Source organism: Burkholderia pseudomultivorans, assembly GCF_001718415.1.
In the GTDB taxonomy this organism is placed as follows: Bacteria; Pseudomonadota; Gammaproteobacteria; order Burkholderiales; family Burkholderiaceae; genus Burkholderia; species Burkholderia pseudomultivorans_A.
On sequence record NZ_CP013377.1, the window covers coordinates 998,364 to 1,012,870 of the forward strand.

General features: G+C 68.4%; 16 protein-coding genes. 9 read left to right on the forward strand and 7 right to left on the reverse strand.

Translation table 11 applies throughout. The features are described 5' to 3' along the window. Positions 1-117 precede the first annotated feature (117 nt). Both WS57_RS04205 and WS57_RS04210 read left to right on the forward strand, forming a co-directional pair. A complete protein-coding gene (locus WS57_RS04205) occupies positions 118-357 on the forward strand; it encodes a FitA-like ribbon-helix-helix domain-containing protein (protein WP_012216644.1) in 240 nt (79 codons plus the stop codon). Further along, a complete protein-coding gene (locus WS57_RS04210; RefSeq protein WP_009688932.1) occupies positions 354-809 on the forward strand; it encodes a type II toxin-antitoxin system VapC family toxin in 456 nt (151 codons plus the stop codon). The genes WS57_RS04205 and WS57_RS04210 overlap by 4 nt, the downstream gene beginning before the upstream one ends. Before the next feature lie 99 nt (positions 810-908). On the opposite strand, the gene WS57_RS04215 is transcribed toward WS57_RS04210, so the two are convergent. Beyond that, a complete protein-coding gene (locus WS57_RS04215) occupies positions 909-2,204 on the reverse strand; it encodes an aspartate carbamoyltransferase (RefSeq protein WP_009688931.1) in 1,296 nt (431 codons plus the stop codon). 234 nt (positions 2,205-2,438) lie between these two features. Between WS57_RS04215 and WS57_RS04220 the strand changes: the two genes are divergently transcribed. Continuing rightward, a complete protein-coding gene (locus WS57_RS04220) occupies positions 2,439-2,573 on the forward strand; it encodes an entericidin A/B family lipoprotein (RefSeq protein WP_009688930.1) in 135 nt (44 codons plus the stop codon). A gap of 96 nt (positions 2,574-2,669) precedes the next feature. Here the strand turns inward: WS57_RS04220 and WS57_RS04225 are convergent, their stop codons facing one another. The 3 genes from WS57_RS04225 to WS57_RS04235 form a co-directional block, all read right to left on the reverse strand. Next, positions 2,670-3,239, reverse strand: a complete 570-nt coding sequence (locus WS57_RS04225) for a hypothetical protein (RefSeq protein WP_040131298.1) — start codon at positions 3,237-3,239, stop codon at positions 2,670-2,672. A 149-nt stretch (positions 3,240-3,388) separates the two neighbouring features. Then, complete coding sequence (locus tag WS57_RS04230; RefSeq protein WP_059512523.1) at positions 3,389-4,336, reverse strand: DMT family transporter; 948 nt, start codon at positions 4,334-4,336, stop codon at positions 3,389-3,391. 55 nt (positions 4,337-4,391) lie between these two features. Next, the gene (locus tag WS57_RS04235; protein ID WP_059512524.1) at positions 4,392-5,186 is read right to left on the reverse strand and encodes an AraC family transcriptional regulator; all 795 of its coding nucleotides are present in this window, start codon (positions 5,184-5,186) and stop codon (positions 4,392-4,394) included. A 167-nt stretch (positions 5,187-5,353) separates the two neighbouring features. Between WS57_RS04235 and WS57_RS04240 the strand changes: the two genes are divergently transcribed. Next, positions 5,354-6,187 carry a MoaF C-terminal domain-containing protein gene (locus tag WS57_RS04240; protein WP_059512525.1) on the forward strand — a complete coding sequence of 278 codons (834 nt, stop codon included), beginning with the start codon at positions 5,354-5,356 and terminating at the stop codon, positions 6,185-6,187. Next, positions 6,184-6,993: an SDR family oxidoreductase gene (locus WS57_RS04245; RefSeq protein ID WP_059512527.1), complete on the forward strand. Its 810-nt coding sequence runs from the start codon at positions 6,184-6,186 to the stop codon at positions 6,991-6,993. The genes WS57_RS04240 and WS57_RS04245 overlap by 4 nt, the downstream gene beginning before the upstream one ends. Positions 6,994-7,077: 84 nt before the next feature. Here WS57_RS04245 and WS57_RS04250 read toward each other — a convergent pair whose 3' ends face one another. Continuing rightward, on the reverse strand, positions 7,078-7,755 hold the full coding sequence (locus WS57_RS04250) for a dihydrodipicolinate reductase C-terminal domain-containing protein (RefSeq protein ID WP_009687520.1): 678 nt from the start codon (positions 7,753-7,755) through the stop codon (positions 7,078-7,080). Positions 7,756-8,105: 350 nt separating this feature from the next. On the opposite strand from WS57_RS04250, the gene WS57_RS04255 reads away from it, so the two are divergent. From WS57_RS04255 to creD, 4 genes are all read left to right on the forward strand, one after another. Beyond that, the gene (locus tag WS57_RS04255; protein WP_009687521.1) at positions 8,106-8,819 is read left to right on the forward strand and encodes an SDR family NAD(P)-dependent oxidoreductase; all 714 of its coding nucleotides are present in this window, start codon (positions 8,106-8,108) and stop codon (positions 8,817-8,819) included. Positions 8,820-8,898: 79 nt separating this feature from the next. Continuing rightward, on the forward strand, positions 8,899-9,606 hold the full coding sequence (gene creB / locus WS57_RS04260; protein WP_009687522.1) for a two-component system response regulator CreB: 708 nt from the start codon (positions 8,899-8,901) through the stop codon (positions 9,604-9,606). Positions 9,607-9,622: 16 nt separating this feature from the next. Then, the gene (creC, locus tag WS57_RS04265; RefSeq protein ID WP_059512533.1) at positions 9,623-11,065 is read left to right on the forward strand and encodes a two-component system sensor histidine kinase CreC; all 1,443 of its coding nucleotides are present in this window, start codon (positions 9,623-9,625) and stop codon (positions 11,063-11,065) included. A gap of 121 nt (positions 11,066-11,186) precedes the next feature. After that, positions 11,187-12,578 (forward strand): cell envelope integrity protein CreD, encoded by a 1,392-nt coding sequence (gene creD / locus WS57_RS04270; protein ID WP_069243787.1) that lies wholly within the window; start codon positions 11,187-11,189, stop codon positions 12,576-12,578. Positions 12,579-12,615: 37 nt separating this feature from the next. Here the strand turns inward: creD and WS57_RS04275 are convergent, their stop codons facing one another. Together WS57_RS04275 and WS57_RS04280 are read right to left on the reverse strand one after the other, a co-directional pair. Next, positions 12,616-13,347: a LytR/AlgR family response regulator transcription factor gene (locus WS57_RS04275; RefSeq protein WP_069243788.1), complete on the reverse strand. Its 732-nt coding sequence runs from the start codon at positions 13,345-13,347 to the stop codon at positions 12,616-12,618. A 1-nt stretch (position 13,348) separates the two neighbouring features. Further along, a complete protein-coding gene (locus tag WS57_RS04280; protein WP_059512539.1) occupies positions 13,349-14,416 on the reverse strand; it encodes a sensor histidine kinase in 1,068 nt (355 codons plus the stop codon). Positions 14,417-14,507 lie beyond the last annotated feature (91 nt).

Consider the following 14,507-nt stretch of genomic DNA (forward strand, 5'->3'; position numbering starts at 1 on the left):
AAACGGCCGACTGGGATGGGACGGCGGCGCGGGCTAGAGTGTCCGAACGTGGTGCCGTCCAGTGCGACAGCAAAGTGCTAAGATGACTGCATTGAAAGCATTGTGATGGAGTGCATCATGCCTGTGATTACCGTTCGAAATTTGCCGGATGAAGTGCATCGCGCCCTTCGGGTCCGCGCGGCGCTGCATGGGCGCAGTACCGAGGCGGAAGTGCGCGACATCCTCGAGCAGGCCGTGCTGTCGGAAGGGCGCGTGAAGCTGGGAACCTTGCTGGCGGAAATCGGGCGGGAGGCAGGCGGTGTCGATCTCGACATCCAGCGTGACAAGACGCCAACCGATCCGATGAGCTTCGAATGATCCTTGTTGATACGAACGTCATTTCCGAACCGCTGCGGCGCGAGCCGAGCGCGGCCGTGATCGAATGGCTCGACGCGCAGAACGTCGAGACGCTGTTCCTGGCCGCGATCAGCCTCGCCGAAATGCGCTTCGGTGTCGCGGCGCTGCCGGAAGGACGCCGGCGGGACTGGCTGCAGCAAAGCATCGAGCATCGTGTCGTGCCGGTGTTTCGCGGCCGCATCCTGCCGTTCGACGATGCCGCGAGCCAGGCCTATGCGCGCATTCGCGCGCACGCCCGTGCCGGCGGCAACGCGATCGCGCCCGCCGACGGCTACATTGCCGCGACGGCCGAGGCGAACGGCCTGATCGTCGCGACGCGCGACGTCGCGCCGTTCGAGGCCGCGGGCCTGCGCGTGATCGATCCGTGGGCGTCGCAGGGCGCGCGAGTGCGCCAGGGCATCGCGTCGAAATGAAAACAGCGCGCCGGGTGGGCCGGCGCGCTGTTCATGATGCGGTGACGCGGCATGTCCGGCCCGACGCAGTCGCGTCCCGGCCGGGCGATTCGCCCGATGTCAGTCGATCCCGTGAAACACCGCATCCTCCGGCCCGAGGTATGCCGGCGGTCGCCACGTCGCGTCGCGCATCGAATGCTGCACGAGGTTTTCGACGCCGAGCAGCACCGCGAAGATCGCCATCCGCACCGGGATGCCGTTGTCGGTCTGGCGGAAGATCGCGAGGCGCGGGTCGCGGTTCAGGTCCGTCGACAGATCGTTGGCGCCGGGCCGGCTGTCGCGCGGCAGCGGATGCATGATCAGCGTGTCAGGTTTGCAGACTGTGTCGACGAGCGCCTGGTTGATCTGGAAATCGGGCGTATAGCCTTCGAACGACTCGTCGGTGAAGCGCTCCTTCTGGATCCGCGTCGCATAGACGACGTCCGCGCCGCGCAGCCCGGCGGCCAGGTCGTTGGTCTGCTCGATCACGTGCCCGTTGGTCGCGATCTGGTCGATGATGTAGGCCGGCATTTCGAGCGTCGGCGGCGACACCAGCGTGAACTTGAGCCCGCGGTACAGCGCGAGCAGCTTGACGAGCGAATGCACGGTGCGGCCGTACTTGAGGTCGCCGACGAGTGCGATGTGCGCGCCGTCGACGATCTTGCCGAGCCGCGAGAACTCGCGCTGGATCGTGTAGAGATCGAGCAGCGCCTGGCTCGGATGTTCGCCCGGGCCGTCGCCGCCGTTGATCACGGGCAGATTGGTCGCGCGCGCGAACTCGGCGACCGAGCCTTTTTCCGGGTGGCGGATCACCAGCGCATCGACGTAGCCGGCCATCACGCGGCTCGTGTCGTAGATCGATTCGCCCTTGGCCATCGACGAGAACGTGAAGCCGGTGGTGTCGCAGACCGATCCGCCGAGCCGGCAGAACGCCGCGCCGAATGACACGCGCGTGCGCGTGCTTGCCTCGAAGAACAGGTTGCCGAGCACTGCGCCTTCCAGCACGCGCGAAATCTTGTGGCGGCGCGCGATCGGCTGCATCACGTCGGCGACGCGGAACAGTGCCTCGACCGACTCGCGCGAGAACTGGTCGACCGAAATCAGCTGCGGCTTGCCTTCGAACAGGAACTGCTTCGCGAGCCCCTGGTTATCTACGCGTTGCGTATAGTCGCCGCCTTCCGGCGCCGAGCGCTCGACGATCTCCGAAACGAAGCGCTCGACGATCTCGGGCATTCCGCGCGACTCCTGCGAATCGTCGGGCAGCAGCCAGGTATCCAGTGCACGGCGGCTGACGCCGATCCGGCTGGCGAACGCTTCGCGCGTCATGTTGAGGCGGCGCATCGCGTCGCGGAGGAAGGCTTGCTGGGGAACGGTCATCGGCGGCACCTGATGAAGAATATACGCGGTGCGTATATTAGTTCGCGGTACGCTGAAGTCAAGAAAAATCTGCGTGGTCTGACTGTGTGGCCCGCGTGACACCCGGGCGCGTCGCACTAGCGCGCGGCGCTTGTCTCCGTATAATCTGGTCAGGCCCCGTGTCCTGCATGTCGCAGGGCGCCATGCCGCAGATAATTCGCCCGGTCGGGTTCGTTGAATCGAAGGAGAATGAGAATGACGCGTACGATTGCTGCAATGCTGCTGGTGGTGACCGCGGCGCTTGCCGGTTGCAATACGGTGGCCGGCATGGGGCAGGATATCTCGAAGGGCGGTCAGGCAATCAGCGATACGGCTGAAAAGGCCAAGTAAGCCGCCGGCGCTCGCATGCGAAAGCGCCGTGCCGTTCCGCGATGGCGGGGCGGCACGGCGCTTTTTTCATGGGGCGGGCGTGATGTGCGAACCGTCTTACGCGTGTTCGACGAACACGTAACGGCCGTCGACCTTGCGCGGCGTCAACCAGCCGTAGTCGGGAAACATCCGGTTGCGGACGAACCAGACGTAAGCGACCAGCGCGAGCGCGATCGCGAGGCTCGGCAGCGCGGTCGCCGGGTCGTGCGGGAGGTCGGACAGCGTCTTCGGCAACTGCAGCAGCGACAGCACGATGAACGCGTGATAGACGCCGACGCGATGGGTCGCGAAGCCCCAGATGAACAGCAGCGACAGCGGCACGGTCAGTGCGAGGAACAGCAGCGCAAGACCCTTGGCGACGCTGCCGCCCGGGCCGTGACCGTACGCTTCGAACAGGACGATCCCGAGCAGCACGCTGATGATCAGCTGGGCGATGCCGATCGCGATCAGGATCCAGGTGTGCACCTTGTTGCGCCGGCAGCGTTCAGGATCGGGGCGCGACGCGATCAGGCCGGCGATCACGCGGTCCTTCAACCCCTGTCCGGACAGCTCGGCCAGCACGTCGGCCTTCCTCGTTCCCGCGGAGAGCAGTACCGCGACTTTTGTTTTGGCTTCCTTCTTGTTCATTGCGTGGCGAATTATTGTTCGATGGTTGTCAAAAGGCCCGGCCACGCGAATATTGCATCTTGCGTGACGCGACGCAATGGTTTTGCAATGCTCTGACACATTCCTACAAGTTGCGGCCGTCGACGCGGCGGCGCGTTGCCGAGCGGGGATCAGTCGGCGGCGGCTTGCGCGGTTCGTGCGGCGCCTGGCTGCGTATCGAGTGCTTGCGCGGGCGGCCGGCGCCGTTGTGTCGCGCCGACCAGCACGCCCGCGACGACGAGCGCGATGCCGGCGAGGCGTGTGCCGTTCAGCGTGTCGTCGAACAGCGCGACCGCGAACAGGACGGCCGAGACCGGCGCGACTGCCGTGAACAGCGCGGCCTCGGTGCCGCTCGTTCGCGCGGAGCCCGCATACCAGCACACATAGCCGAGCACGGTCGGCACCAGCGCGTAGTACGCGATCGCGGAAACGGCGCCGATCGTCCAGCCGGCCGCGGCGGCCCGCCATTCGAACGCGGCCGGCACGAGCGCGAGGACGAAGCCGAGGCCCGACATCGCCGTCGACAGCGCGAGCGGCGGCAGCGGTGTGCTCAGCCGCCGGTTGAGCAGGATGAATATCGCTTCGCATGCGACGGCGGCAAGCACCAGCGCGTCGCCGACCAGCGTGCGGACCGACGGCATCGTGTGGCCGGGCGCGAACGTGACGAACACCACGCCGGCCGTCGCGAGCGCGGCGGCGAGCCAGTCGCGCGACGTCTGCCGTTCGCGCAGCACGACGGCCGCGATCAGGGTCGACATCGCGGGCAGCGTGCCGAGCATCACGCCGGCGTCGACCGGCGACGCCAGCTTCGTGCCGCAGATCAGCAGCACCGTATAGCCGACGCCGCCTGCCGCCGCCTGGACGACGAGCAGCAGCGCATCGCGCGCGCCGAGGCGAGGCCATCGCATCCGTTGCGCGCGCATCAGCGCGTACAGCAGCGGTGTCGCGATCAGGAAGCGCAGCGCGGTGGCCGCGAACGGCGGCAGGCCGCCGGCCGCGACGCGGCTCGCGACGACGGTGCTGCCGACGCCCGCCATCGCGGCGGCGAGATAGAGATAGCCGATCAGTCGTGTCTTCATGCGCCGCATCGTCGCTTGCGGCGAGCGTGGGCGTCTTGAATGAAATTGCAGCGCGTCAGACGGCCTGCGCGAACCGTCCCGGCGTGATCCCGAACTGCCGCACGAACGCGCGGGTCAGGTGGCTTTGGTCCGCAAAGCCGGCCTCTGCCGCGGCATCGGCGATCGGCCGGCCGTTCGCGAGCAGGGCGCGGGCCAGCCGCGCGCGCGACTGGACCAGGTACGCGTGTGGCGTGATGCCGAGCTCGCGCGCGAAGCCGCGCAGCAACTGGAAGCGGCTGACGCCGCTGAGACCGGCCAGTTCGGCTAGCGACACCGATGCGGCAGGCGCCGCGTCCAGCCGTTCCCGCGCGATGCGGATCGCGGGCGCGACGCCGGCCGTCGGCAACGCGCGGTTCGCATGTCGCGCGAGCAGCCCGGCGACGAGCATCACGAGCGCTTCGTCGCGCGCGAGCGGCAGATTGCCGCCATCGACGATGCGCGCATGCAGTTGTCCGACTGCGGCGGCGAGCCGCGCGTCGCGCACCGCCGGATGCACGAGCTCGACGCCGCCGAGCCCTTCCTCCGCCGCGATGTCTGCAACCAGCGCGGGCGCGAGATACAGCATCCGCCAGCGCCGGCCGGCGTCCGTGCCGATCGGCACGCCGTCGTGCATTTCGCCGGGGTTGACCATGATCGTGTCGCCGGCGAGCGCGTCGACCTGCCCGCGACCGCTCCACGACCGGTGCGCGCCGCTGACGATCACGCCGACCCCGAATTCGTCGTGCGCGTGACGCGGAAACGCGCGGTCGGAATCGAGGCTGATCGCCTCGATGCCGTCGATGGTCCGTCGGTAATGGGTGACACGATGCATGCGCGCTCCTCGCGCCGGGCGGGCGCGGATGCGATGCACTTTAGCGCGTTTCGGCGCCGCGCGCGCTTCATCCTTTTGGCGGATACCGCGCGGCGCGCGCAACCCGCACCATGTTTCCGAGCAGCGTAGACGGCCCGCCGGGCCTGAAGCTGCACGGGAGACGGCAGGTGGAACGACAGGATCCGGTATTCATCCAGGTGGGCGCGCTCGCGGACGGCTTCGCGCCCGACGCGAACATCCTCGCGTCGTTCGACGCGCTCGCGGGACGCACGCTGCGGCTCGACGATGCGTCGGGTACGTGGCGCATCTATACGTTCGAGCCGGGCGCACTGAAGTGGCGCGACGCGGCCGGCGGCGCAGGCGGCCGCGAGGCGTGCCGCGTGACGCGGCTGCGCGACGGGCTCGTGTTCGTCGATCATCTCGACTCGACGGCGCGCGCGACGTCGGTCAGCCTCGTGATCGATCTCGACAACGGCGTGTGGACGTCGGTCGTCGGCACGCTGCCGACCGAGGCCGACACGCATATCGACGCGTTCACGCGCGTGGCGCGCGGCCTGCCGCTGACGGGCGTCGACGCCGCATTCCGGCACGGCACGCTTGGCGGCCATGCGCAGCCGGGCGCCCTGCATGCGAGCACGCGCGAGCTGATCGGCAAGCGGACGATGTACCGCTACAGCCCGACCGAATGCTACGAGCACATCTACCTGAACGAGAATTTCTACGCATGGCAGTGCCTGCAGGGCGTCGAAGCCGGGCTGGCCGACGTGGACCGCTGCCACTACTTCAGGATCGCCGACGCGCTGTATCTGTTCGTGTGGCGCGAGAAGATCGTGCCGACGCTCGGCGTCGTGCTGATCGACCTCGCGCAGCGCAAGACCGACGGCAAGATCTTCGGCTATCAGGGCGGCGATTTCGGCACGCTGTCGAACTTTCCGATCGGCGCGCATGCGCAGGTGCTGAACGAAACCGTGCATCCGCTCGGCGGCGAGGCGCAGCGATGAGCGCGGTGCTCGGCAGCGGCCGGCTGCGGGCGGATTTCAGCGGCCGCGTCGTGCTCGTCACGGGCGCCGCGCAAGGCATCGGCGCGGCGATCGCGCGACGTTTCGCGGAATCCGACGCGTTCGTCGCGCTTGCCGACCTGAACGACGAAGCCGCCGCGGTGCAGGCCGACGCGCTCGCCCGCGCGGGCGGCGACGCACGCGCATATCGTGTCGACGCCGCCAGTCGCGACGAACTCTGCGCGCTGGTCGCGGCGGTCGAGCGCGACGCCGGCCGGCTCGACGTCGTCGTGCACAACGCGGCCTATTTCCCGCTTACGCCATTTGCGCGGATCGATGTGCCGACCCTCGAGCGGACGCTGTCGGTCAATCTGTCGGCCTTGTTCTGGCTCGCGCAAGCGGCGCTGCCGGCCTTCGAGCGCGCGGGCGCCGGGCGGCTGCTCGTCACGTCGTCGGTGACGGGCCCGCGTGTCGTCTATCCGGGGCTCGCGCATTACGCGGCGTCGAAGGCCGGCGTGAACGGCTTCATTCGCGCGGCCGCGCTCGAACTCGCGCGCCGCAACGTGACGGTCAACGGCGTCGAGCCGGGCATGATCCGCACGCCGGCGGCCGGCAATCTCGGCGATGCGTCGGTGGCCGAGCAGATCGCGCGCGATATCCCGCTCGCGCGCATGGGCGAGCCCGAGGACATCGCGAACGCGATGCTGTTTCTCGCCTCGGCCGATGCGGGCTACATCACCGGGCAGACGATCGTCGTCGACGGCGGCGCGACCTTGCCGGAGAGCGGCGCGGTGCTCGGCGAACGGTAGTGGCGGTGAGTCGGCGGGTGGGCGACACGGCGGCCGGCGGGTTCGTCGCCGGGCCGTCGTCGGCGATGAAGCGCAGCGGGACGGCTACAGCCAGCCGTTGCGGATGAATTCGACGATCGAGTAGCGACGGTTGTCGAGGTCGTGTTGCCGGACGGCTTCGACGATGCGCGACACGCCTTCCGCGTAAGGCGATGCGCCGTACACGCGGGACTCGAACTGCAGGCTGCATGCGCCGTCTTCGATGCGGATCCGGTGATACGCGTGACGGCCGAGCTGGTCGTCGGGGATGCCGAGTTCGCTGCGCTGCACATCGGGATCGCGCACCGAGCGGATGTCTTCCGGCGGCACGCCGAGCGATGCGGCGATGCCGACCGCGGTGCCGGGAACGGACGTCTTGCCGGCCTGATGCGATTCGGTCACGCTGATCCGGCAGTCGCGGAACAGCGCGCCGCTGGTTTCCAGCATGCTCATGAACTTGAGCATCAGGATGTTCGTGTTCGGACAGACCACGACCGGGAAGTCGTGCGCGCCGGTTTCGAGGTCGGAGCCGGTGGACAGCTCGACGAGCGGCGACGCGGTGGCCCGGCAGAAGGCGATCGCCGCGGCGAGTTCGCGGCCGGAACCGGCGTGCACGACGATCGACCGCATGTCGAGCCGTGAACCGTCCGACCAGCGCATCACACGCCAGGTTGCGGGGGCGAGCCGGTGCGCGGCGAGCAGTTCGTTGGCCAGTTTGCCGGTTCCGACGACGAGTACTTGCATGGGAGTGGGGTTCGGGATCGAATCGGATGGAGATGCCGGGTTGCCCGGTACGGTGGACGAGCAGCAGGGCGGTCCCGCGCATTATGCCCGCACGCCGGATTGCGTGCCGGGCGTAGCGCGGTGAAGGTAGCGAGTTGTGGCGTGCATCGGTTTGCCGGCATTCGGCGAGACGACATAGCCACCGCACGGCCGCCACCGCGTCGCAGTGCGCACGCACGCGTGAATGGCGCTACGCTGTCGGCAAACCGGCTGCGCCTCGGGCGCGGCTGCCGACATGAACCGGCCGGTCGGGCAGGCGGCGTGCACAGGCGCCGCCTGCCCGCCGGCCCTTGACCAGGGAGTACATCTCGATGAGCAACGACATCAACGGAAAGGTCGTCGCGATCACCGGCGGCTTCGGCCATCTCGGCGTCGCGACGGCCGCGTGGCTGGGCGCGCGCGGCGCGCGCGTCGCGCTGATCGGGCGCGGTGCGGCGCCGGACGCGGGCGCGCTGCCCGACGTGCCGTCCGATGCGCTGCGCATCGGCGGCATCGATCTCGTCGATCCGCACGCCGCCGCGCAGGCGCTCGATGCCGTGCATCGCGAATTCGGCCGGCTCGACGCGCTGCTCAATATCGCAGGCGCGTTCACCTGGCAGACGATCGCCGACGGCGATGCCGCCACGTGGGACCGCATGTACGAACTGAACGTGAAGACGGCGCTGAACGCGTCGAAGGCCGCGCTGCCGTATCTGCTGGACAGCCCGGCCGGACGCATCGTCAATATCGGCGCGGGCGCGGCGTCGAGGGCGGGAGCCGGCATGGGCGCCTATGCGGCGGCGAAGGCCGGCGTCGCGCGGCTCACCGAGGCGCTGGCGGCGGAATTGCTCGATCGCGGCGTGACGGTCAACGCGATCCTGCCGAGCATCATCGACACGCCGCCGAATCGGGCCGACATGCCCGACGCGGATTTCACGCGCTGGGTCCGGCCGGCCCAGATCGCGGCGACGATCGGCTTTCTGCTGTCGGTCGATGCGCAGGCGATTACCGGTGCGTCGATTCCGGTGAGCGGCCGCGTCGCGTAGCGCCGGTCTCGCGTCGATCACGCCCGTTTCGGCCGTGCGTACAATACGGCACCGGATTGCGCGAGCAGAACCTGAGACCATGAATCAGCCCAGTATCCTGGTCGTCGAAGACGAAATGGCCATCGCGGACACAATCGTGTACGCGCTCGGCACCGACGGCATGCAAACCGTTCACTGCACGCTCGGGCAGGCGGCGCTCGACCGCCTGCGCGACACGCGCGTCGACCTGGTGGTGCTCGATGTCGGCCTGCCCGATCTCAGCGGTTTCGAAGTGTGCCGGCGGCTGCGCACGTTCTCCGACGTACCGGTAATCTTTCTTACGGCCCGACACGACGAGATCGACCGGATCGTCGGGCTGGAAATCGGCGCAGACGATTACGTCGTCAAGCCGTTTTCGCCGCGCGAACTCGCGGCCCGCGTGCGCGTGATCCTGCGCCGCCTGAACCGGTCGCCGAACGCGGGGCAAGCAGGGGCGCCTGCCGCCGCGGCCGCGGCCGTTGCGCCGGGATTCGAACTCGATGCCGAAGGCGCGCGCCTGTCGTGGCTCGGCCACGCGCTGGACCTGACGCGTTACGAGTTCGGCCTGCTGGCATTGCTCGTCCGGCATCCGGGGCGCATCTATTCGCGCGAGCAACTGATGGATCTCGTCTGGCACGAGGCGCTCGAATCGGCCGATCGCACCGTCGACACGCATGTCAAGACGCTGCGTGCGAAGCTGCGTGCGATCGACCCGGGGCGCGACCCGATCCGTACCCATCGCGGGATGGGCTACTCGCTGCAACCGTGACGACCGGCACCGCTCCATGCATATCGGCCTGCGCATCTTTTTCGGCTTCTTCCTGATCGTCGGTCTTGCCGCGCTGATCACGCTGCGGGTGTTCGTGCAGGAGGTGAAGCCCGGCGTGCGCGAGGCGATGGAAGACACGCTGGTCGACACCGCGCAGGTGCTCGCGACGCTCGCCGCCGACGACATGGCGAACGGACACATCGCCGACGGCGCCTTCGCGCGGCAGCTCGACAAGCTGCACGCCAGCCCGGTCAGCGCGAACGTGTGGGGCATGCACAAGAACACGATCAGCTACCGGATCTACATTACCGATGCGCGCGGCATCGTCCGCTACGACTCGTCCGGCGTCGCGGTCGGACAGGACTATTCGCGCTGGAACGACGTGTACCGGACGCTGCGCGGCGAATACGGCGCGCGCAGCACGCGCTCCGATCCGGACGACGAGAACAGCACCGTGATGCATGTCGCGGCGCCGATCCGCAACGGCAACGCGATCATCGGCGTGCTGACGATCGCGAAGCCGAACCAGACGGTCGCGCCGTTCATCGCGCGCAGCCAGCGCAAGATCATGCTGTACGGCGCGCTGCTGATGGGCGGCGCGATCCTGATCGGCGTCGCCTGCACGTGGTGGCTCGTGCTCGGGCTGCGGCGCCTGCAGCGCTATGCGCGCGCGATCGCGGCCGGCGAGCGCGCGGCGATGCCGCTGCAGGGCGCGAACGAGCTGGCCGAACTGGGGCGCGCGGTCGAAAGCATGCACCAGCGTCTCGAAGACCGCCAATACGTCGAAACCTATATCCACACGCTGACGCACGAGATGAAGAGCCCGCTCGCGGCGATCAGCGGCGCGGCCGAGCTGTTGCAGGAGGAGATGCCGATCGCGAACCGGCGGCGCTTCACCGACAATATCCGGCGTCAGGCGGGCCGGCTCGAACAGATGATCCGCAAGCTGCTCGCGCTCGCCGAAGTGGAGCAGAAGCAGCGGCTGTCGGTGCACGAGCCGGTCGCGCTGGTGCCGGTGCTCGAACAGCTCGTCGACGATCTCGAGCCGAGCGCGCGCCGCCGTGGCGTGAACCTGCGGATCGATGCGCAGGCGCCATCCGTCGTCGACGGCGATCCGTTCCTGTTGCGCCAGGCGCTCGGCAACCTGCTCGACAACGCGCTGGATTTCGCGCCGCCCGGCAGCACGGTGCGGATTTCGGTCGAGCGGCAGCCCGAGGGCCGGGCACACGTTGTGCTCGTGCGCGTGGCCGATGACGGTCCGGGGGTTCCCGACTACGCGCTGTCGCGCGTGTTCGACCGGTTCTATTCGCTGCCGCGTCCCGACGGGCAGGATCGCAGCACGGGCCTCGGCCTGTGCTTCGTGCGCGAGGTCGCGATGCTGCATCGCGGCCGGATTGCGCTGGCGAATCGCGACGAAGGCGGCGCGTGCGCGACGCTGACGCTGCCGGCGTCGGGCTGACACGCACCGCAGCGCACCGGCCGCGCTTCACGCTCGCCACACGTTCGCTTCACACCCGCTTCAATCGCGCTTCACTGCGCTGGCTCATGCTGACCGCGTCTTCACTACGGTATCTGCCAGCATGAATCGAGTCCTGTTGTTCAAATCCCTGATCACCGCATTGCTCGCGCTGCTCATCCTGATTCCGCTGCGGATGGTCGGCGGCATCGTCGAGGAGCGAGCGGCGTATCGCGAGAGCGCGCTGCAAAGCATCTGGTCCAGCTACGCGGGGCCGCAGACGGTGACGGGGCCGGTGCTCGTCGTGCCGTACACGGAAGTCACGCGTGTGCGCGACGAAACGCCGGCCGGCGGCGCGACCAGAACGAGCCTGCACAGCGAGACGAAGCGCATGCTGGTGTTTCCGAAGACGCTGGACGTCAGCGGGGCGCTGGCCACCAGCGTTCGCTATCGCGGCATCCACAAGGCGCTGGTCTACGACCTGAAAAGCCGGCTGACCGGCACGCTGACGCTGCCGGACCTGAAACAGTTGCCGCAATCGGCCGGCCATGTGAGTTTCACGGTCGGCGACGCCTATGTCGCGATCGGCATCAGCGACATACGCGGGCTGATGACCCAGCCCATGCTGAACGTCGGCGGCAAGCAGTTCGAGCTGGAGCAGGGCGCGCAGTTGGGTGGGCTGCGGCAGGGCGTCCACGCGAAGATCGATCTTGCGGCGCTCGCGGCCGCGCATGCGGGGCAGGCGGTGCCGTTCAGCATCGACCTGCCGCTGCGGGGCGCGCAGTCCGTCGCATTCGCGCCGGTGGCCGACCAGAACGACTTCTCGCTGAAATCGGCGTGGCCGCATCCGAGTTTCGACGGCGCCTTCCTGCCGCGCGACCGCACGATCGATGCGCGCGGCTTCTCCGGCGCATGGAGCGTCACGTCGTTCAATACGAAGGTGCGCGAGCAGATCACGTCGGGCAACGGAGAGGATCTGCTCGATACGGCGTCGGTGTCGCTGATCGAACCGGTGAACGTCTATCTGCAGGCCGAACGGGCAACGAAGTACGGCGCGCTGTTCGTAATGCTCACGTTCGCGAGCTTCTTCATGTTCGAGCTCGTGAAGCGGCTGCGCATCCACCCGATCCAGTATCTGCTGGTCGGCCTGTCGCTCGCGCTGTTCTTCCTGCTGCTGCTGAGCCTGTCCGAACACATCGCGTTCGGCCACGCGTATCTCGCGGCGAGCGGCGCGTGCATCGGCCTGCTCGGCTTCTATCTGACGTTCGTGCTGCATAGCGTGAAGCGCGGCGCGACGTTTGCGGGGCTGCTCGCGATGCTGTATGCGGCGCTCTATGGTCTGCTGCTGTCGGAAGACAATGCGCTGATGCTCGGTTCGCTTCTGCTGTTCGCGATGCTCGCGGGCATCATGATGCTGACGCGCCGGGTCGACTGGTATGCGCTGGGCGCCGCCTTGCAGCCGCTGGCGGACAAGCCGTCGGCGGTGGACGCGAAAGCGCGCGCATCGGGGCAATAAGCGCACGGCGCTACGCCCCGATCCCGAGCGCCGGCAATCACATCTGCCTGAACAGCCCGGCGCCTGCGCGGCTGACCGGCAGCACGTCGCGGTGCCCGCGCAGATGGATGCGCTGGCGGCCCAGCAGGTCGCGTTCGATGTGATCGATCGCCGCGTAGGCGACGATCACGCTGCGATGCACTTGCGCGAAGCGGCTGCCGTCGAGCCGCGGCAGCAGTTCCTTGAGCGGCGTGCGAATCACGTGCCGTTCGTCTGCGGTCACGACTTCCGTGTATTTGTCGGCGGCCTGGAAGTACAGCACGTCGTCGATCGGCACGAGCCGTGTCTTGTCGCGGATGCCCACGGTCAGCCAGCGGATCGGCTCGACGTCCTGCGCGGCAGCGGCGTGCTCCTGTGCGAGGGCGTGCGCGGGTGCCGCGGCGCCGCGCTGCAGCTTCGCGATACAGCGCAGCAGCCGCTCGTCGGTCACGGGTTTCAGCAGATAGTCGAGCGCCGACCGGTCGAACGCGCGGACCGCGTACTCATCGTAGGCCGTCACGAACACCACGTGCACGTGCGGCACGAGGTCCGCAAGCTTCAGGCCGTCGATGCCCGGCATCCGGATATCGAGGAACGCGAAGTCCGGCCGCTTCGCGTTGAGCGCGGCGAGCGCCTCGACGCCGTTGCCGGGTGTCGCGACGATTTCCAGCTCGGGCCACAGCGCGGACAGGCGCGCAGCGAGTTCCGCGGACAGGTTCGGTTCGTCGTCGGCGATCAGTGCGGTCGGCATGTCAGGCAAGCGGAATCAGCAGGGTGGCGGTCACACCCTGCGTCGCATCGGCATTCGCGCCCACCGACAGGCGGGCGCGCTCGCCATGCAGGCTCAGCAGCCGCGCGCGCACGTTCGCGAGCCCGACGCCGCCGTGCAGCTTCCGGCCGCTGTTGCCGAGCCCCACGCCCGTGTCGCTGACGCTGAGGACGAGTCGATCTCCGTCGCGCGAGCCGCGGATATGGATCTCGCCGCCGTCGATCGACGGCTCGATGCCGTGCAGCAGCGCATTCTCGACGAGCGGTTGCAGCAGCAGCGGCGCCAGCGGCAAGGTCCGCACCGCTGCGGGTACGTCGATCGTATAGCGCAGGCGCGTTTCGCCGAGCCGGATCGTCGCGATCTTCAGCAACGCGGCGACCAGTTCCAGTTCGTCGTCCAGCGTCGACGAGGCTTCGCGCGTGCGGCTCAGGCTCGCGCGCAGATAGCGGTTCAGGCTGTCGAGCATCGTGGCGGCGCGCGCCGGGTCGCGGCCGATCAGGCTCTGTACGTTCGCCAGCGTATTAAACAGGAAATGCGGCTCGATCTGCGCCTGCAGCAGCGCGAGCCGTGCGGCCGTTTCGGCCTGGCGCGCCTCGGCGGCTTCGCGTCGCTGCGTCTCGAGCGCCGCGCGCATCCGTGCGGCCTGCACAAACACCGACACGAAGGCGCAGCACGCACCGGCAACCACGAGCGACGAGCCGTAGGTGAGCCATGTTTCCGCGCGGGCATGTCCGGTCAGGCGCGGTACATGCCCGATGGTGGACGCCGCGATCTCGAAGCCGATCCATACGCTGGCAGGCGCGACGATCAGGATTTTCGGCGTCAGTGCCAGTTTGCCGCCCGCGAACCGGTCGAGCGCGGCGCCGAGCAGCATCGCGCTGAAGCCGATCGCATTGGCGACGACCAGATACGGCAGCAACGCGTCGTCGCGGCGCATGGCCCAGAAGATCAGCCCGACACAGGAATTGAACAACAGCAGGCCCGTCAGCGACCTGCGTGGCCGGAACGCACCGGATGCCGGAGACGGAAAAAGACGGAAGCTGCTGTGCATGGCAGCGATCGAGCGTGGAGGTGTCGGAGATGGTAGCGCAACCGGCGGCCGTGTCGCTATCGCCGATCGGGACAGGCGGCGCCGCGTACGC